15 protein-coding genes and 1 tRNA gene are annotated in these 17658 nt (G+C 62.2%); 9 read left to right on the top strand and 7 right to left on the bottom strand.

The features are described from left to right. Positions 1-3 precede the first annotated feature (3 nt). Positions 4-753, bottom strand: coding sequence for an SDR family NAD(P)-dependent oxidoreductase (locus tag HMPREF9720_RS05420; protein ID WP_009597204.1), 750 nt, complete (start codon positions 751-753; stop codon positions 4-6). A 76-nt stretch (positions 754-829) separates the two neighbouring features. On the opposite strand from HMPREF9720_RS05420, the gene HMPREF9720_RS05415 reads away from it, so the two are divergent. The 8 genes from HMPREF9720_RS05415 (at position 830) to HMPREF9720_RS05380 (ending at position 7311) form a co-directional block, all read left to right on the top strand. Beyond that, complete coding sequence (locus HMPREF9720_RS05415; protein ID WP_009597211.1) at positions 830-2074, top strand: ABC transporter permease; 1245 nt, start codon at positions 830-832, stop codon at positions 2072-2074. Continuing rightward, a complete protein-coding gene (gene ubiE / locus HMPREF9720_RS05410; RefSeq protein WP_009597205.1) occupies positions 2071-2787 on the top strand; it encodes a bifunctional demethylmenaquinone methyltransferase/2-methoxy-6-polyprenyl-1,4-benzoquinol methylase UbiE in 717 nt (238 codons plus the stop codon). Before HMPREF9720_RS05415 ends, ubiE begins: the two co-directional genes overlap by 4 nt. 218 nt (positions 2788-3005) lie before the next feature. Continuing rightward, positions 3006-3506, top strand: coding sequence for a hypothetical protein (locus tag HMPREF9720_RS05405; RefSeq protein WP_244990004.1), 501 nt, complete (start codon positions 3006-3008; stop codon positions 3504-3506). Next, positions 3506-3976 carry a hypothetical protein gene (locus tag HMPREF9720_RS05400; protein ID WP_009597186.1) on the top strand — a complete coding sequence of 157 codons (471 nt, stop codon included), beginning with the start codon at positions 3506-3508 and terminating at the stop codon, positions 3974-3976. The genes HMPREF9720_RS05405 and HMPREF9720_RS05400 overlap by 1 nt, the downstream gene beginning before the upstream one ends. Positions 3977-4081: 105 nt before the next feature. Beyond that, positions 4082-4321 carry a hypothetical protein gene (locus HMPREF9720_RS05395; RefSeq protein WP_009597244.1) on the top strand — a complete coding sequence of 80 codons (240 nt, stop codon included), beginning with the start codon at positions 4082-4084 and terminating at the stop codon, positions 4319-4321. 148 nt (positions 4322-4469) lie between these two features. Then, a complete protein-coding gene (locus HMPREF9720_RS05390) occupies positions 4470-5081 on the top strand; it encodes a flavodoxin family protein (RefSeq protein ID WP_009597241.1) in 612 nt (203 codons plus the stop codon). A gap of 203 nt (positions 5082-5284) precedes the next feature. Then, the gene (locus HMPREF9720_RS05385; protein ID WP_009597206.1) at positions 5285-6544 is read left to right on the top strand and encodes a putative DNA modification/repair radical SAM protein; all 1260 of its coding nucleotides are present in this window, start codon (positions 5285-5287) and stop codon (positions 6542-6544) included. A gap of 5 nt (positions 6545-6549) precedes the next feature. After that, a complete protein-coding gene (locus HMPREF9720_RS05380; protein WP_009597221.1) occupies positions 6550-7311 on the top strand; it encodes a TIGR03915 family putative DNA repair protein in 762 nt (253 codons plus the stop codon). An 84-nt stretch (positions 7312-7395) separates the two neighbouring features. Here the strand turns inward: HMPREF9720_RS05380 and HMPREF9720_RS05375 are convergent. From HMPREF9720_RS05375 to dinB, 4 genes are all read right to left on the bottom strand, one after another. Then, positions 7396-7486: transfer RNA gene (locus HMPREF9720_RS05375), tRNA-Ser, on the bottom strand. A 157-nt stretch (positions 7487-7643) separates the two neighbouring features. Beyond that, the gene (tamL, locus tag HMPREF9720_RS05370) at positions 7644-9947 is read right to left on the bottom strand and encodes a translocation and assembly module lipoprotein TamL (RefSeq protein WP_009597192.1); all 2304 of its coding nucleotides are present in this window, start codon (positions 9945-9947) and stop codon (positions 7644-7646) included. Beyond that, positions 9931-14733 carry a translocation/assembly module TamB domain-containing protein gene (locus HMPREF9720_RS05365; RefSeq protein ID WP_009597198.1) on the bottom strand — a complete coding sequence of 1601 codons (4803 nt, stop codon included), beginning with the start codon at positions 14731-14733 and terminating at the stop codon, positions 9931-9933. The genes tamL and HMPREF9720_RS05365 overlap by 17 nt, the downstream gene beginning before the upstream one ends. A gap of 205 nt (positions 14734-14938) precedes the next feature. Next, positions 14939-16015, bottom strand: coding sequence for a DNA polymerase IV (dinB, locus tag HMPREF9720_RS05360; RefSeq protein ID WP_009597229.1), 1077 nt, complete (start codon positions 16013-16015; stop codon positions 14939-14941). A 90-nt stretch (positions 16016-16105) separates the two neighbouring features. On the opposite strand from dinB, the gene HMPREF9720_RS05355 reads away from it, so the two are divergent. Next, complete coding sequence (locus HMPREF9720_RS05355) at positions 16106-16747, top strand: nitroreductase family protein (protein WP_009597210.1); 642 nt, start codon at positions 16106-16108, stop codon at positions 16745-16747. 41 nt (positions 16748-16788) lie between these two features. On the opposite strand, the gene HMPREF9720_RS05350 is transcribed toward HMPREF9720_RS05355, so the two are convergent. Together HMPREF9720_RS05350 and HMPREF9720_RS05345 are read right to left on the bottom strand one after the other, a co-directional pair. After that, the gene (locus HMPREF9720_RS05350) at positions 16789-17265 is read right to left on the bottom strand and encodes a TspO/MBR family protein (protein ID WP_009597169.1); all 477 of its coding nucleotides are present in this window, start codon (positions 17263-17265) and stop codon (positions 16789-16791) included. Between the two features lie 173 nt (positions 17266-17438). Beyond that, the gene (locus tag HMPREF9720_RS05345) at positions 17439-17648 is read right to left on the bottom strand and encodes a hypothetical protein (RefSeq protein ID WP_009597228.1); all 210 of its coding nucleotides are present in this window, start codon (positions 17646-17648) and stop codon (positions 17439-17441) included. Positions 17649-17658: the final 10 nt, after the last annotated feature.

Genomic DNA, 17658 nt, shown 5'->3' with positions numbered 1-17658 from the left:
AGTCTAACGGTTTTTTCTGTATGTGTAGTAAGCGCCCGCCTGCTGGGAGGGCATCAGTACCATTTCATTAACGTTCATATGGGCCGGTAATTGTGCGGCCCACGCGATCGCTTCGGCGATGTCGTCGCCCGTAAGCGGGGTGACGCCGTCGTAAACCCGGTCGGCGCGCTCCTTGTCGCCGTGGAAGCGCACCTCGGAAAATTCGGTCTCGACCATGCCGGGGCGGATCTCCGTCACCTTGATTCCGCTTGACAGCAGGTCGGCGCGCATGGACTGCGAAATGGCGTGCACGGCGTGTTTCGAGGCGCAGTAGACCGCGCCGTTTTCGTAGGCTTCGGTGCCGGCGATCGAGCCGATGTTGAATACGTGGCCGCCGCCCGCGGCGACCATTTTGGGCGTGACGACCCGCGTGACGTAGAGCAGTCCCTTGACGTTGGTGTCGATCATGGCGTCCCAGTCGGCCGTGTCGCCTTGGTCGATGTGTTCCAGCCCGGCAGCCAGTCCGGCGTTGTTGATGAGCAGGTCCACCCGTTCGAGGGGGCTTAGGAATTTGCGGACCTCCGCTTCGCTGCGCACGTCGAAGACGAGCGCGGTGCAGCGGCCGCCCGCCGCTTCGATTTCGCGGCGGAGCGTTTCGAGCCGTTCGGCGCGGCGTCCCGTCGCCGTTATGTCGTATCCTTCGGCCGCGAGCCGGAGCGCCGTGGCGCGTCCGATGCCCGATGTGGCTCCCGTGATCAGTGCCTGTTTTTTCATAAAGTGGGTTTATGATGGGCAAAAATACGAAATTATTGTGTTACTTTGCATAAATTTTCCAGCAAATTAAGCAGCCGTGAATCTCGCCTTTTTCATCGCCCGCCGGACGGCGCAGCGCACCCCGGAGAACAAACCCGGTGTGATGGAGCGTATCGCCGTGATTTCCGTGGCGTTGAGCGTCGCAGTGATGCTGCTGGCGATGGCCGTGATCATGGGTTTCAAGCAGGAGGTGTCCCGCAAGGTGGCCGCCTTTTCGGGCCATGCCGTGGTGAACGGCGTGCGGGGCGTGGGGACGCTCGATTCGGCCCCCGTGCGCCGCAGTGCCCGCGCCGAGGAGCTGATCCGCACCACCGAAGGATTCGTGTCGCTGGCCCCCTATGCCGTCAAGGGCGGTATCGTACGCACGGCGGATGCCGTGCAGGGGGTGATGCTCAAGGGCGTGGACGGGGATTACGACTGGTCCTCGTTCGGCCAGTGGCTGGTGGAGGGTGAGCTGCCCCGTGTGGGCGATTCGGTGCGTACGAAAGATATACTGCTGTCGCGCGGCATGGCCGAAAAACTGATGCTCGGCGTGGGCGACAAGGTCGAAATGCTCTTCGTCGAGACCGGAGACAGGCCCCGGCGCGACCGTTTCAAGGTGGCGGGAATCTACTCGTCGGGAATGGACGAAATGGACGATGCGGTGATCATGACCGACCTGCGCAACGTGCAGCGGCTGGCGGACTGGGCGGACGGCGAGATATCGGGCTACGAGATTTTCACCTCGGACTTGGCCGGAGCCGACGATTTCGCCCGCAGGCTCGGACGGGCCCTGCTCTACGACGATGCCGACGACACGGCGAACCTCGCCGTGAGCAGCGTGACGGAGCTTTATCCCAATATTTTCGACTGGCTGAAGGCCCATGACGTGAATGCCGCGGTGATTATCGGCATCATGCTCGTGGTGGCGTTTTTCAACATGACTTCGGCGCTGCTGATCCTCGTGCTGGAACGTACGCGGATGATCGGCCTGCTGAAGGCGTTCGGCATGCGCAACGCTACACTGCGGGAGGTGTTTCTCTGGCGGGCGGCGTTCGTCACGCTGCGCGGACTGGCGTGGGGCAACGCCGCGGGGCTGGCCGTGTGTCTCGTGCAGAAATATTTCCATGTCGTGAAACTCAGCTCCGAGGGCTACCTGCTCTCCGAAGTGCCCGTCGCGCTGGGGTGGGGCTGGTGGCTGGCGCTCAACGCCGGCGTCGTGGCGGCGATCGTCGCGCTGCTCGTGGTGCCGGCCTGCATAGTATCTACCGTAAAACCCGACGAATCGATCCGATACGAATGAAACCGTACAATACCGAACAGACCAAGAAAGAGGAGGTCCGCGAGATGTTCGACAACATCGCGCCGAAGTACGACCTGCTGAACCATACGCTCTCGATGAGCATCGACCGCATCTGGCGCCGCCGCGTGGTGCGCATCGTGCGCCGCTGCCGTCCGCACCGGATACTCGACGTGGCGACCGGCACGGGCGATCTGGCGATCGAGATGGCGCGCCGCATCCGCGGCGTACAGGTGCTGGGCGTGGACCTTTCGGAGGGGATGCTCGACGTGGCGCGCCGCAAGGTGACGGCGCGGGGGCTTGACGGGCGCGTCGTGCTCGACGCGGGGGATGCCGAACACCTGCATGTGGCCGACGCATCGGTGGATGTGGCGACGGTGGCTTTCGGCGTGCGCAACTTCGGGGATCTGGATGCGGGGCTGCGCGAAATGGCCCGCACGATAAAGCCGGGCGGCAAGGTCGTTGTACTGGAGTTCTCGCGGCCCCGCAACCGGCTGTTCAGGGCGTTGTACGAATTCTATACCTATAAGATACTGCCCCGCATCGGCGGCATGGTGTCGAAGGACAAGCGGGCTTACGAATACCTCCCGGCGTCGGTCGGGGAGTTTCCGGCACCGAAGGAGTTCATGGCGATGATGGAGCGCGCGGGGTTCAGGGAGTGCCGCGCCCGGAGCCAGAGTTTCGGGATCGCGCAGATTTACACCGGACAAAAGTGACGATGAACGCAAAACGCATACGACCGGGCAGTGCGCCTTCGGATAACCGCTTCTGCCGCCGGATTCGCTCTTCGGAAGAGGACGCGTCGGCGGGAAGGGGCGGCTGCCGTCCCGCTGCGGCGGGCGGGGACGGGCCGGGGAATAGGCTTTGCTTCCGGTCCGGTGCCGCGGATGGCGTTTCGGGCGGCGCCGGGCGCGGCGGCAGGACTTTGGGGCGCATGCTGTTCTGCATACTGCTGCTGTGGGTCGTATTGCCGTTGGGCTCCTGCCGCCGGATGGCCGAGAAGGCGCAGCGAAACATCCGGCTCGAAGCGGTCGAGAAGGCCCGGCGGCAGGGGTTGTCGGGGGCCGAGATCGTATTGCGCATAAAGAACGGCACGGGGCACAAGTTGAAACTGGAGAAGGCGTCGCTTACCGTTTACTATGCGGGAGGAGTCGTGACGAAGGTCGCTCTGCGCGAGCCGGCCGAGGCGCCCCGTCGTGCGACGGCGAGCGTCACGACGTTGTGGCGGATCCGGACTTCCGACCCGATGGCGCTCCATGTGATGACCAAGAAGATCCGGGAGGACGATATTTCGAAGATCGGCGTCTCGTTCGCCATAGAGGGGCGCGGCGGTCCCGCGCGCGTAAAAATTTCGCGGGAGATGATGCCGTTGTCGGAATTTTTGAATATCTTTGGGCTGTCGTTGAACGACGTGAAAAACTATCTGGAAGAGTAATGCGCAGATCGCTGACCATCCTGCTGATTCTTTTTGCCGCCGCGGCTTACACGCCCCTGCGCGCGCAGTCGTTGGATGCGTTCAAGGAGCGGCTGGCTGCTCCCGTGGCATCCGACGCCGCATTCGGCACGGCAAAGGTCACCGTTACGGAGTACGGGGATGCGGCGCGGGCCGTGAATGAAGCTTCGCGGACGGGCGTGCGCCTGCGTTTCCCCGGCTACCGGGTCTGCATCTTCTTCGACAACGGGCAGGACGCCCGCGCCGGGGCTATCGCCGCCAAGAAGCTTTTCGAGGAGAACTATCCGGGAATCAAGGTCTACATGGTCTACGAGAATCCCTATTTCAAGGTCGCGGTCGGGGACTGTCTCACCACGGAAGAGGCCATCATTCTCAAGGGCAGGGTGTCGTCTGCTTTCCCCAAGGCTTTCGTCAAGAACGAAACCCTCTCCATTGCCGACCTTTTGAACTGAAAAACTTCCCTTTTCGAAAGTTTTTTAGTTTTTTATTTGCATTTATCCTGCTAATATCTAACTTTGCGGCGTTACAGAAAAACTAATAATTAAACATTTGACGTTATGAAAAAGATTTTCTCTTTTGTTGTCGTTATGGCTGCCGTCGCAATGGTAAGCTGCTGCGGTAATTCGAACAAAAAGGCTGCCGAAGGCGAAGCTGCCGCCGCTGCCGCTACGACCGAAGCCGCTGCCTGCACGGAGTGCACCGAGAAGTGCGACTCGACGGAGGCTTGCTGCGCCGAGAAGTGCGATTCGACCAAAGACTGCGCCGAGAAAGCCGAGGGCGAGTGCTGCAACAAATAGTTCTTGTCAGGCATGAGAGTGAAGGAGATTCGAAAGAATCCCCTTTTTTTATGCCCGGATTTCCGGTTGCGGGGGCGGTGCGGAGTTCTCCGGCGCGGAATGTGCGGCTTATCGCTAAAAAATATATCTTTGCGAAAACTCTTTTACGATGAAAGTACTGCTGATAAACGGAAGCCCCCATCGCGAGGGAAACACTTTTATAGCCCTTTCCGAGGTCGCACGGACCTTGGAGTCGGAGGGCGTGCAGGCCGAGATCGTCCATATCGGGACCAAGGCCGTGCAGGGATGTATCGCCTGCGGAAAATGCGCCGAGCTGGGGCATTGCGTCTTTTCGGACGCGCTCTATACGACGGTGCGGGAGAAACTCGCCGATGCCGACGGAATCGTCGTCGGTTCGCCGGTCTACTATGCCGGTCCCAACGGGTCGCTCTGCGCCCTGCTCGACCGTGTGTTCTATTCCTGCGGGAAATATCTCGCCTACAAGCCCGGCGCAGCGGTCGCCGTATGCCGCCGGGGCGGGGCGAGCGCGACGTTCGACCGGCTGAACAAATACTTTACGATTATGAACATGCCGGTCGTTCCGTCGCAGTATTGGAACAGCGTCCACGGACGTCTGCCGGGCGAAGCCCGCGAGGACGCCGAGGGGCTGCAGACGATGCGCGTATTGGCCCGCAACATGGCCCGCCTGCTGAAGGCGGGCGTCGGTCCGGCGCTGACGCCCGAAGCCGAGGAGCGGCAGTGGACGCATTTTATCCGGTAGCGGAGCGCGGCCGGACGCGGTGCGCCGGATTGAGTGCGTCGCGGATATGTACGAAGGGAGCTTGGCTCCCTTTTTTTGTCGCACGGACTTCGTCCGGGGTGCTTCCGCGCTATTGTCCACGCATACAGCGGGGTGCGGAAAAGCCCGAAAAAATATCGGCCGGAGGGGGGCGGTTTTATGGAAAAAAACGATAACTTGCCGCCATGAAAGAGACCGTGCTCGAAAAACTCAAGGTGCTGGCCGAATCGGCCAAATACGACGTCTCGTGCGCGTCGAGCGGCGTTACGCGCCGGCATCGCGCGGGCGGTGTCGGCAGCACGGCGGGGTGGGGCATATGTCACTCTTTCACGGCCGACGGCCGCTGCGTCTCGCTGCTGAAAATCATGCTCACCAACGTCTGCATTTACGACTGCGCCTACTGCATCAACCGGCGCAGCAACGACATTCGGCGGGCGGCTTTCACGCCGGACGAGCTGACCGAGCTGACCATCGAGTTCTACCGGCGCAACTACATCGAAGGACTGTTTCTCTCGTCGGGCGTCGTCCGCAACCCCGACTATACCATGGAAAGGATGGTCCGCGTGGCGCGCGACCTGCGGACGGTGCACCGTTTCAACGGCTACATCCACCTGAAAAGTATTCCCGGCGCCAGTCCCGAACTGGTGGCCGAGGCGGGGCGTTACGCCGACCGCATGAGCGTCAATATTGAAATCCCGACCGAACGCAACCTGTTGCTGCTGGCTCCCGACAAGAACTATGAAAGCATCTACCGCCCGATGAGTTACATCCAGCAGGGGGTGCTGCAGAGCGCCGAGGAGCGCGGCCGTTTCCGCCATGCGTCCCGTTTCGCCCCTGCGGGGCAGAGCACGCAGATGATCGTCGGGGCCACCGACGAGAGCGACCGCGACATTCTGCTGCTTTCGTCGTCGCTCTACGACCGTCCCACGATGAAGCGCGTCTACTATTCGGGGTTTATTCCGGTGAATCCCTACGACAAGCGGCTGCCTGCGCTGGACAAAGCTCCGCTCGTGCGCGAAAACCGGCTTTATCAGGCCGATTGGCTGATGCGGTTCTACGGATTCCGGGCCGAGGAGATCGCCGACGAGCAGACGCCCCGGCTTGATCTGGAGATCGACCCCAAACTGGCGTGGGCGCTGCGGCATCCCGAATTTTTTCCGGTCGATGTGAACCGCGCGGACTACGAGGCGCTGCTGCGCGTGCCGGGCGTCGGGGTCAAGTCGGCGCGGCTGATCGTCAGCTCGCGCCGTTACCGCACGCTGACCATGCAGTCGCTGCGGCAGATCGGCGTGGTGATGAAGAAGGCGCAGTATTTCGTCCGCTGCCGCGAGCTGACCACGGGGCAGGGGGTGAACGAACTGCGGCCGGAGCAGGTGCGCCGCCTGCTGACTGCGCCTAAACGGCAGAAACCGGATAAAAACGAAGGTCAGCTGACCCTTTTCTGAATGCGATGTTGGTTTTTCGTTACGATAAATCTTTCGACGGGCTGCTCTCGGCGCTGTTCGACGCCTATGCGATGCGGGCGTTCCCGGAGCAGCTGATCGGTCCCGGAGAGCCGGAACCGCTTTTTACGGAGCGCGTGCACGAGGTCGCGACCGATCCGGCGCACGCCGCCCGTGTCTGGCGCGGACTGGAACGCAGGCTTGTCGTCCGGGCGCGTTCGATGCTCGTCTACGCATGGCACGGAGAGCAGGAGCGGAGCGATCTGCTGATGCTGCGCTGCATGCGCCGGGTTTTCGACGAGGGCGGAGGCGTGCTGGCCGATCAGGCCGATCCCGACATGAAGGCGCTGCACCGGCTGGCGCTCAAAGTTTCGCACGAGTGCGAGCGGCTCAGGCAGTTCGTCCGGCTTCAGAAGGCTGCCGACGGCACCTATTTTGCCGCAGCCACTCCCGAACACGACGCCCTGCCGCTGTCGCTGGATTACTTTACGGACCGTTTCGCCGACCAGCGGTGGCTTATCTACGACCGGCGGCGCGATTACGGATATTATTACGACGGGCGGACGGCGCGCCGGGTGACGCTCGAAGACGACCGCGGCATGATCGCCGACAAGCTCGCCGACCGTTGGCTGGCCGAGGACGAACGGCAGTTTCAGCTGCTCTGGAAGAATTATTTCCGGGCGCTGGCGATTCCCCAGCGGATCAACGAGTGTCAGCAGCGGCGCATGATGCCCCGCCGTTACTGGAAGCATCTGACCGAAATGGAGTGAGCCGCTGATGGCGGGGCAAAAGAAAAAGTCCGCAGATTATTTCTGCGGACTTCGGTTTTGCGGGGCTTGCGTGTTTCACGCCTCTGGCGGAGAGGAGGGGATTCGAACCCCTGAAACCCTTTAGGGGTTTACTCGCTTTCCAGGCGGGCCAGTTCAACCACTCCTGCACCTCTCCTTGCGGTTCGCAAAGGTAATAATTATTTTCAGAATTTACCAATGATCGGCGATTTTCCGCTGCCGAAAAGATAAATTCGGCCCCTCCGGCGGCCCGGCCGTTTTGCCGGGCACCGATCCGCAGCCGTTTTCGGAGGGGAATCCTCCCCGTCGCCGATTTAGAACGGATAGCCGATGGCCAAATGGAAACCGAGTCCGTCCTTGAAGCTGGAGATGTTGTAATAGCCCGTTTTGTCCGGATTCGGATAGGGCGTGTGCAGGCCGATTCCGAGATCGGCGCGGATGACCAGATAGCTGATGTCGTAACGCAGTCCGAAGCCCGTTCCCAGAGCGATTTCGTTGAGCAGCCCTTTCCATTTGAGTTCGGCGCCGGGACGCTTGGGGTCCTTTTTCAACAGCCAGATGTTGCCCGCGTCGAGGAAAACAGCCCCGTTCAGCCGTCCCATGATGCCGAAGCGGTATTCGACGTTGGCCTCCAGCTTGAAGTCGCCGGTCTGGTCCAGATAGCCGTTGCGGTCGTCTGCGGGCGGGCGGTAGCTGCCCGGACCCAGCGACCGGATCGTGAAGGCCCGGATGCTGTTGGCTCCGCCGATATAGAACTGTTCGCTGTAGGGCATCACTTCGGAGTTGCCGTAGGCGTATCCCACTCCGACGAGAAAACGGGTGGCCAGCCAGTTGTTGCGGCGTCCGATGCGGTGGTAGAACTTCACTTCGCTCACCTCCTTGACGAACTGCGAGAAGCGGTTGCCGAACAAATGCTGCGGCTGTTTGCTGCCGAACAGGCTCAGGACGCCCGAAAGGATGTTTCCGGCCGAGGTGACGCTGTTCTGCCAGTAGAAACGGCGGTTGCCGGTGCGGCCGTAGGTTTTGTCGAAGGTGTAGGTGTAGTTGATCGACGGAACGAACTGGTTGCGGAAACTCATGGCGATCGCCGGATTCTCGTCCATCGTCTTGTCGAAAGCTTCGGTCGTGTGCAGCAGTTTGTTGTAGGTCAGCTTGAATACGGTCAGCGAATGGCGGCTGTAGGGCGAAGTCTGGAAATTGTAGCCCGCCGAGCCGCTGAAGGCGATCAGCCGGAAGAAGCTGGGGCGGTTCATCAGGTCCACGCCCAGCTGGAACGTCGTGCTGCCGGGGTATCTCAGCCTGCGCGTTGCGAACGACGGCAGCAGCAGCCGCGGAATGTTGAGGTTGGCGTTCAGCCCCAGTTCGTAGGAGTTGAGCCGCGACGAACGGCCCCCGGAGTTCTTGTTGCCCGTCTGCCATTCGTACGAGCCGTTCAGCTTCACGGCGAGCACCTCGCCGCCCCGGAAGAGGTTGTTGTTGCTGACCTTGAAGGTGATACCCGGACCGATGAAGCTGTTCGACTTGGAGGTTACGTCGGTCTCCAGCGCCGCTTCCAGCGGATAGTCGAACTGGGCGTCGATGACCACGTCCAGCGTGTCGGCGCCCCGCAGCGAGTCGAGCGGCGTGACGCCCAGATTGACCGAGCGGAAAATGCCCAGTTTGTTGAGGGCGGTCTGCGTGCGGTTCTGAGCGTCCACGGTGAAGAGCTGGCCGGGTTCGAGCGAGAGCGTCCGAGAGAGTATCTTCGGGCGTATTTTCATCGGCCTTTGGGCGATGACCCGCACGTCCCGCAGGCGGAACGTATCGGCCGGACCGGGTTTGATGTTGGTGAGGCGGACCGTGATGTCGCCCACGCGGTAGGGTTTGAGGGCCACCTCCGGGACGTTCGGTTTGAGGTTCAGCCGCAGGTCGACCCGTCGCCGTTCGACGGTCGTGTCGGCGAGGTATTCCATGTATTCGGGCCGGAAATAATAATAGCCCCTGTTGCGCAGCAGCTGTGATATGCGCTTGCGTTCGAGCGTCAGCGAGTCCATGTTGTACTGCGCCCCGACCCGCAGCAGGGAGGTCGCCCGCATGCTGTCGATCAGGGGCTGCAGGCCGCCCCCGGCCTGCGGGTAGGAGATGTTCGAGTAGTACCACGGCGGCGCGATGCGGAGCGTATAATAGACCTTGGCCTTTCTGCCGTGCTTGCGGTAGAGCAGGGAGTCTTCGGCTTGGGAGCCGAAATAACCGTAGTTTTCGAGCACCTGCTCGGCGACTTTGGTCCGCAGTCCGGGCTGTACCTTGGAGATCAGCACGGGCTGTTTGGCCAGCCGCTTGTAGAGCCAGTATTTGAATCCCTTCTCCTTCGGCGTGTAGAGGTAGTTGTAGACCCAAAGGCCGATCGGCAGCGGCGTGCGGAGATAGGGGCTGTAAAGCGGGTTGTTCGGGGCCACGGAGAGCGGCTCCTTCACGGCCGATTCGGCCGCTGCGGAGAGCACGACGCCCGAATCGGGTTCGATCCGGATCTTCCTAACTCCCGTGTACAGGACTTCGTCCGTTCCCAGACGCCGGGTCGTGGAACAGGCCGCCGCGAGCAGTGCGGCGCAGAGGAGTATGCAGCTATTTCTGACGCGCATCGGACTCGTTTCGTTTTTGTTTTTCCTTTTCCGCTTTGGGACGCATCGGTTTGAACAGGTCGCCCAGCCGGAGCAGTTTCTTCCGGATGACGAAGCCCACGCCCGTCTCGGTGATCTCGCCTTCGAGGATGCTTTCGTAGCCGGTGTGGCGGAAGACCTTCAGATACATGTTGTCGCGTTTGGTCAGCATGTATTCGAGCGAAATGTCGTCGATCAGGTTCTCCTTCAGGTTCTGCGACGGGGCGGCGTCGGTGCTGAACTTGCCCCCGATGACGGCGCGCACGCGGTTGCTGAAGAGACTTTTGGACAGCCGGTACGAATAATCGGTCCGCTGGCCGTTCGGGTCGTCCTCGCCGTAGGAGTCGATGCCGAAGCTGAGGTCCACGCCCTTCAGGTTGTTCTGCGCCCACTGGTTCAGCTCTTTCTGTATGAACGAGTTGAGCGGGTTCTCGGTGCTGACCTTGGCGGTCGTTCCCGGACCGGTGTAGGTGTTGTAGATGAGCAGGTTCATCGCCTGATTGGCCCGCTGTTCGGCCGTCAGCGAATTGAGCTGGTTCTGCATCGTGAGGTCTTCGGGGGCGGACAGTCCGAAGCTGACTTCGAGGTCGTTCAGCGTATTGCGGATATTGATGGAGATGTTGAAATTCACCGAGCGCGAATCCTGCCCGTCCGCGGAGACGCTGGCCCGGACGGTTTCGACCGCCGTAATGTTGAAGGCCGGGTCGGCGACGTTTCCGACCCAGTCTACATAGCTGTCCGGCGTGATCTTGAATATCTTCTGGGAGATCACGGGCGGATTGTAGCGCACCGTCCCGCCCGAAAGGACGTATTTGCCCGACAGGCTGACGTCTCCCAGCGGATTCATCGTGAAGGTCAGGTTGCCGCCGCCCTGCAGGTCTATCCGGTTGCTGCCGTCGGCGGAGAGGTCCACGGCGGCTTGGACGTCGTCGTTGATGTCGACGTTCAGGAGGATGTCCATACCGCCGATCCGCACCGTCGGGGTGGCCTCGGCGAAGCTTTGGTTGTCCATGTCGCGGAACGAAACGAAGGTCACGATGTTCTGCGGACGCTCCTTCACGTCCATCGGCGAGTCCTGCATGACATAGTTGATGTCGGTGTTTTTGAGCAGTGCGACGCTGCCGCGGACGACGAGTTCGTCCAGAGGGCCTTTGGCCGTCGCGTCCAAATCGAGATAGGCTTTCCCGTAGACGTCCGTTCCCTCCTTCCGGGCCACGTTCACGAACTGGAAATCCGACGCCCGCAGCGCGATGTCGGCCGTTATGCGGCCGAAGTCGGTCAGATCGACGTAGCCTCCGATCGTCAGCGGGCTTTTGTTGGGGGCGGTGACCGCAAAGTCGTCGAACAGGACCCGGCTGTCGTCGATGCGGATCGTGTCGGAAGAGAGACGGAACGAAGTGCCGATCATCGGCACGCGGACCTCCGTCTGTGCGAACTGCAGACCGCCGTTCAACTGCAGCCGTTGCGGCGTTCCGCCCGCGTGGAGCTTCCCGGAGAGGATGCCGGAGAGACGGAGCATGTCGGCGGGCAGAAAGACGTCGGCCCGCTGCAGGGGGAATCCGGGGATCGACGCCGTGAGGTCGAGCGGGCTTTCCCGCTCTTTGCGGTAGTCGCCCCGCGCGGTCAGGACGTCGGCGCCGTCCAGCGTGAGCCGCACGTCGGCCTGCTGTTCCCGCCCTTGTGCATAGCGTACGCCCAGCCCGACGTCCCCGAAGCGCTGCTTGTCGTACGAGAGTCCGGCGACTGAAACGTCGCCCCGGACGGCCAGCGAGTCGGCGCCCGTGTTCAGGGTCACGGCGGCGCCCAGCACGCCGCCGACGGGCGGGGCGGAGGGGAGCATCGCCAGCGCTCCGCCGATGTTCAGCCCTGCGATGTCGAGCCGGATGCCGCGGAGCGAGTCGGTTTCCGGAACGGTATGGATCGCAAACCGCTGGTCGCCGTGAGTCATGTCGAGGTCGGCGCTCAGGTTTCCGTCGAACCGGTAGACGAGGTAATTGCCGGGATTCACCGTCCACGGCTCGGAGCCGAATACCGGGGCGAGGGGCGTTACGGACGCACGGATCAGGCTGTCGTTCCACGCTGCGTCCACCCCGAAGCGGAATCCTTCCCGGCCTGCGCGGTTCTTTTGGTAGAAATTCACCGCTCCCGTGTTCCGTACGACGTGGCCGTACACTCCCGCGAGGGCTATGTTGTCCAGATTTCCGGGGGCGTTCGCCACGCGGAGGGCGTATTCCAGCCGGCTCCCGTTCTGCACCGCGGATGCCGTCAGGGTGTCGAGAACGATGCTGCCGTAAGCCAGTTTTTCCACGCGCATCCGGAGCGATACGGGCAGGGAGTCGCAGTTCGTGCCGGCGATGTCGAGGTTGCTGAAAGCGATTCTTTTGGTTCTCAGGAAACTGCTGAGGATGTTGTCGCGTCCTGCCGAGACCCGCAGTCCGAAATCGGGCAGGACCGTTTTGAGCGAATCCATATCGACGTGCTGCGAGCGGATCTGCTGTGCCAGCACCCCGGCGCTCCGGGACGCGGCGGCGGTCAGCGAATCGAGCGGTTCGGGGGCGGCGAACGAGAGCGTCAGATCGCCGGAGGTCAGTCCGGCGCGGGTGGCTGCGGTGTCGGTGCCGAACGTGACGTTCGTCCGGCGGATGCGGTCCGTGCGGTTTTTGCTGCGGATTACGATGCTGTCCAGCGTGAGACGTGCGGCCATGCCGCCGGCATCCGAAGCGGAAGCGTCGGCGTCGAGCGCGAACGATCCGCCGATCTGCTCCGGGGTGATTCCCATGTCGGCCAGATCGAAGTCGAAGACATTGCCCGACACGCCGATCCGCTGTTCCCGCTCCGTCAGCGTTCCCGAAACGGACAGCAGCAGACGGAGCGCTTCGTCACGGTCGGAAAGACGGCCGGAGAGGTGCTGGTTTTCGAGGTCCGCATCCAGCTCTATTCCGCCGAAATCGTGGCTCCGGTACTCCGCGCGGCCGATCCGCATCCGGACGCTTCCCCGTGTCTGCGGCAATAACGGATCGAATCCGGCGCCCCCGGCCGTCAGCGTGAAATCCAGTGCGCCCAGCGAGTCGGCCGGAAGGAACCGGTTCAGCGGAAGGCTGTCGCATCGGACTTCCGCATCGTATATCTGTTTTTCCGGGTCGATCCGGCCGTTCAGCGTCAGCTGGCCGCCGTCGGCGTTCAGCGTCGAAGCGAGCGAGTAAAGTCCCCGGTCCGCGTCCGCCGCTCCGCGGAGCGTGATCCGTTCGGGAATCGTCACGCGCCGCCGCAGGGCCGTGTCGGGCAGCATCTCCAGCAGAAAAGCCATGTCGCGGAACTCCCCTTCGAAACGGGCCGCGGCTTCCAGCCGCTCCGGGGCGAGCAGGTTTTTCGCGGTGCCGTTCACCGCAAGGTCGATATGTCCGGGCGACGAGATGTCCAGCCCCGCCTTTTTGATGTCGCCCAGCGTTCCCGCCGCCGAAAGCTTGATCCGGACGATCCGGTCGTCCAGCGCGGCGGGAATCAATTGCGGATAGAGCAGTTTTATCTCCTCCGTATTCAGGCTCGCCGAGAGGTCGGCGGTCAGCGGGGTGTCGGGCGCCATTCGCATGATTCCGGCTCCGGCGTGCGCCTCGGCCCGGACGCCGGAAAGCGGCGTCGCAAGTTCGAACCCGGAGAGCGAAATGCCGGTGGAGTCCATTGCGAACGCCCCGGCGGCATTCCGTACGGACAACCCGCTGCGCTCGGTGAATGCCAGCCGGCGGATCCGAAGGGCGATGTCGGCGCCCCGGTTGTAGATCGAATCGACCGACAGGTCGAGCGGCGAGAGGACGATGAACGCCGGATCGAATCCCGCCGCGGGGCGGTGGTGCAGCGTTCCGTATTCGAGGCTGTTGTCGTTCAGCGTGACGCTGCCGACCCGGACGGTCCACGGCAGGGCGGGAGCTTCGCCGTCGTCGGCCGCTGCGTCGTGGGGTGATGATGCGTTATCGGCGGCCGCTGTTTTATCGGGGTGCGCCGCTTTGCCCTGAGTCGCTGTCTTGTCCGGAGCCTTTTCTCCGGCGTCCGCCGGGGCTGTCAGGTAGGCGTATCCGCCCCGGTTCAGCAGGATGCTTTTCACGGATACCTGCCGGCTGTCCAGCAGAACCCGGCAGCTATCCACCTCCCCGTCCGGCAGCCGGACGGAGAGGTCGGTTACCGCGGGGGCGGTCCGCATCCCGAAGACGAGGTTTGCGACCGTCAGTTTCCCGACGTCGATCTGCCACGGCAGGGCCGCGGCGCTGTCCGCCTTTTCGGCGGGAGCGCTCTCCGCCGTATTCAGAAATACATCCCCGTCCGTCAGCGCGATGCGGGAAATGCCGACCGTTTTGGCCGGCAGGCCGACCCGGCAGTCATTCACGGCGAACTGTCCGGCGGCGACCTTCAGGTCCATGCCTGCCGTGGAATCTCCGTAATGCGCCGCGAGTTTTGCCAGTTCGAGACTCCGCACGGCGACCTCTTTGCGGAGCAGGGGCCACACGGCGACCTCCAGCGAAAGGTGTCCGCAGGAGAGGAGCGTGTCGCCCTTGTCGGTCAGCAGCGTATTGTCCACGGACAGCCGCAGCGGGAAGGAGAGCCGCAGACGCTCCACCGACAGGTCCATTCCGAGCGTCCGGGATGCGTAGCCGACCGCTTTGCTCCGGACGAAATCCTGAACGGCCGGGATGTAGAGCAGGGCGGGGACCAGTATCAGGACGAGGAGGATGACGAGCAGCGTCCGGAACGTATATTTCAGTATCTTTTTCAGCATTTGCAGAGTGACTGATTCCGTGTTTGTCAGGCGGCGACGCGTCTGCGTGCGATTGTCCGCCCGGTGCGCGGGGCCTGCGAAATTTCGCGCAAATTACTAAAAACCCGATGATCGGGCAAGGGCTCCGCTCCCCATAAACGGTCTCTTTTTAAACAATTATCGTCTTTTCCCTTCCCGTGTTGCCGCCGGTCGTGCGAAAAGTCGTTTAAACGTTCCGGGCGGATTCCCCGAAATCGAACCGCAGCTGCACGCACTCGGTGCAGGCTTCGGGCGAATTGCCGACCGTAAGGCCGATCAGGCGGATCTTCCGTCCGCGGAAATCGACCGCCGCCAGCAGCTCCTCGGACACCTGTCTGAGCGTTTCGGCCGAATTGACGGGAGCGAAAAGCGTCTTCGACCGGGTTATCTGGCGGAAATTGTCGAACTTGAGTTTCAGCACGACGGTCTTTCCCTTGAATTCGTGCCGCATCAGGCGGTTCCAGACCTCTTCGCGCACGGCCGACAGCTCCAGCCGCAGCTGTTCCCGGTCGTCGGTATCTTCGGCGAAGGTCGTCTCCGCGCCGAGCGATTTGCGGATGCGGTTCGGCGTGACCTCGCGTTCGTCGATGCCGCGGGCATAGCCGTAATAGCTGTGTCCGGCCTTGCCGAAATGGCGGACCAGCTCCGCTTCGTCCCGCAGCCTGAGGTCGGCGCCCGTATGGATTCCCATGCCGTGCATCTTCCGGGCCGTCACCTCCCCGATGCCGAAGAACCGCTCGATGGGAAGAGCCGCGACGAACTCTTCGATCTGTCCGGGCGGGATCGTGAACAGTCCGTCGGGTTTCCGGTAGTCCGAAGCGATCTTGGCCAGCATCTTGTTGACCGATATTCCGGCCGATGCGGTCAGTCCGGTTTCGGCGAGGATGCGGGCTTTGATCTCGCGGGCGGCGAGGGTCGCCGAGCGCAGGTGCGTCACGTCGAGGAACGCCTCGTCGAGCGAAAGAGGCTCGACGAGTTCGGTGTAGTCGCGGAAGACGGCGCGGATCTGCCGCGACACCTCCTTGTAGACGTCGAAACGCGCCGGCACGAAGATCAGGTTCGGACAGAGCCGTTTCGCCAGCGCGGAGGATATCGCCGAACGCACCCCGTAGGGCCGGGCTTCGTAGCTGGCCGTGGCGACGACGCCCCGCGGGCCGTCATGGCCGACGGCGATCGGCTGGCCCCGGTATTCGGGGCGGTCCCGCTGTTCGACGGAGGCGTAGAACGCATCCATGTCGATGTGTATGATTTTCCGTTGCGTCATGGTGGTGATTCCTGCAAAGATAGTGAATAAATGCCGCTCTTTCGTCCGGTGATTTTGCGTATCTTTGTCTCCGGATTAATTCTGAAGAAAATGGCGGACGACTATTTAGGACGGAAAATGGAAGAGTATCTGGCCCGGACGGCATCGGGGCCGCGCAATCGCAGGCCGTTGGCGACGCTGGGCAGGCTACTGCTCAAAAACCGGAGCCATCGCGGTTACGACGCGCGGTTCGTCGTGCGCGGGGATCAGCTCCGGCGCATTATCGGCGTGAATGCCAAAATCCCCTCGGCGCGGAATCAGCAGGTGCTGCGCTTCCGGCCCGTGCTGGCGGACGAGGCTCCCAAAGTATTGCCCCATATCCGGCTGGGAGGGGCTTTGCCCGAACTTCATCTGCCCCTGCCGGGGACCGAGCCGAACGCTTTCATCATCATCTGCTCGACGGTCGCCGAGGATCGCTATGTCGATATCGATCTGGGCATTTCAGCCCAGAGCATGCTGTTGCAGGCGGTCGAAATCGGGTTGAACGGCATCTGCATCGGAGCGTTCGACAAGGAGCCGATCAGGCGGGAGTTCGGACTGGATGCGGAGCCGCTGCTGATTCTCGCACTCGGCAAGGGCATCGAGAAGATCGAGCTGACGGAGATCGGCTCCGACGGCGACCGCGCCTATTACCGGAAAAACGGGACGCACTATGTCCCCAAAGTCCGTCTGGAGGATCTGCTGATCGGATGATGCGCCCTCTTTCCGCGTCGGGCGGGTGGCCGTGCGGCAGCTTAAAGCTCCGTGCCGTTGGCCGCGAGGATGCCGGCGTTGAGATAGGTGGCGAAGAGTATCCAGCAGAGGTACGGAACGAAGAGCCACGCCGCTCCGGCCCGGATTTTCCCGCTCTGCGCAATGTAGGCGGCGACGAGAATGTCGAGCAGCGCGATGTCGATCATTCCCAGCAGGGGGCTTCGGCATACGAAGAAGAGGATGCTCCACAGCACGTTGAATCCCAGCTGTGCGAACCATAGCGCCATAACCCTCCGGCGCAAGGGCGAGACGGAGGTCAGAACCAGTCCGGCGGAGAGGCCCATGCAGAGGTAGATGATGCTCCATGCGATGGGAAATGCCGCATTGGGCGGCGTCAGCGCAGGTTTTACCAGATGCGGATACCATTCGCGGATCGCGTCGTTCTGCCACCATCCGACCAGCCCTCCCAATACGAAGCAGAGCAGTGTGGGAAGAATATAAGCCCAAGCCTTTTTCATCGTTCAGCCGTTTCTGATTGTGTGTGCAAAATCGGTGCCCGCCCTGTTGCCGGACGATCCGGCGGCGTGAATCCCCTGCAGGTCTGCCGGACGGTCGGCGGATAAAAGACGGGACTGCCTGAACCCGGTCAGACAGTCCCTTGCGACACTCTATCGAAAGACGAACTGCGTCGTTAGCAGTTGCCCTGCGATTTTTTGGTGTACTGGTTGTGTCCTTCGGGATTGTTGCTGCGCGATACGCGGCCCGTGGCGGACGACTGGCTTTTGGCGGTTCCTCGGCTCGTCGAGCTGGCGTGCGAGGTGGTCGTGCGGGACGACTTGGTCGCCGATTTGTTTTGTCCGGTCTGCGTGCGGCCGGCGGTCTTGTTGGTTGACTCTTTCATGACTGATAAA

Source organism: Alistipes sp. HGB5, assembly GCF_000183485.2.
GTDB lineage: Bacteria > Bacteroidota > Bacteroidia > Bacteroidales > Rikenellaceae > Alistipes > Alistipes finegoldii.
This window is presented reverse-complemented; position numbering and strand designations above follow the sequence as displayed.

Coding starts and splice junctions, on each gene's coding strand:
- HMPREF9720_RS05420 (WP_009597204.1), bottom strand. CDS start 753: ATGAAAAAACAGGCACTGATCACGGGAGCCACATCGGGCATCGGACGC.
- ubiE (WP_009597205.1), top strand. CDS start 2,071: ATGAAACCGTACAATACCGAACAGACCAAGAAAGAGGAGGTCCGCGAG.
- HMPREF9720_RS05405 (WP_244990004.1), top strand. CDS start 3,006: ATGCTGTTCTGCATACTGCTGCTGTGGGTCGTATTGCCGTTGGGCTCC.
- HMPREF9720_RS05400 (WP_009597186.1), top strand. CDS start 3,506: ATGCGCAGATCGCTGACCATCCTGCTGATTCTTTTTGCCGCCGCGGCT.
- HMPREF9720_RS05395 (WP_009597244.1), top strand. CDS start 4,082: ATGAAAAAGATTTTCTCTTTTGTTGTCGTTATGGCTGCCGTCGCAATG.
- HMPREF9720_RS05390 (WP_009597241.1), top strand. CDS start 4,470: ATGAAAGTACTGCTGATAAACGGAAGCCCCCATCGCGAGGGAAACACT.
- HMPREF9720_RS05385 (WP_009597206.1), top strand. CDS start 5,285: ATGAAAGAGACCGTGCTCGAAAAACTCAAGGTGCTGGCCGAATCGGCC.
- HMPREF9720_RS05380 (WP_009597221.1), top strand. CDS start 6,550: ATGTTGGTTTTTCGTTACGATAAATCTTTCGACGGGCTGCTCTCGGCG.
- tamL (WP_009597192.1), bottom strand. CDS start 9,947: ATGCGCGTCAGAAATAGCTGCATACTCCTCTGCGCCGCACTGCTCGCG.
- HMPREF9720_RS05365 (WP_009597198.1), bottom strand. CDS start 14,733: ATGCTGAAAAAGATACTGAAATATACGTTCCGGACGCTGCTCGTCATC.
- dinB (WP_009597229.1), bottom strand. CDS start 16,015: ATGACGCAACGGAAAATCATACACATCGACATGGATGCGTTCTACGCC.
- HMPREF9720_RS05355 (WP_009597210.1), top strand. CDS start 16,106: ATGGCGGACGACTATTTAGGACGGAAAATGGAAGAGTATCTGGCCCGG.
- HMPREF9720_RS05350 (WP_009597169.1), bottom strand. CDS start 17,265: ATGAAAAAGGCTTGGGCTTATATTCTTCCCACACTGCTCTGCTTCGTA.
- HMPREF9720_RS05345 (WP_009597228.1), bottom strand. CDS start 17,648: ATGAAAGAGTCAACCAACAAGACCGCCGGCCGCACGCAGACCGGACAA.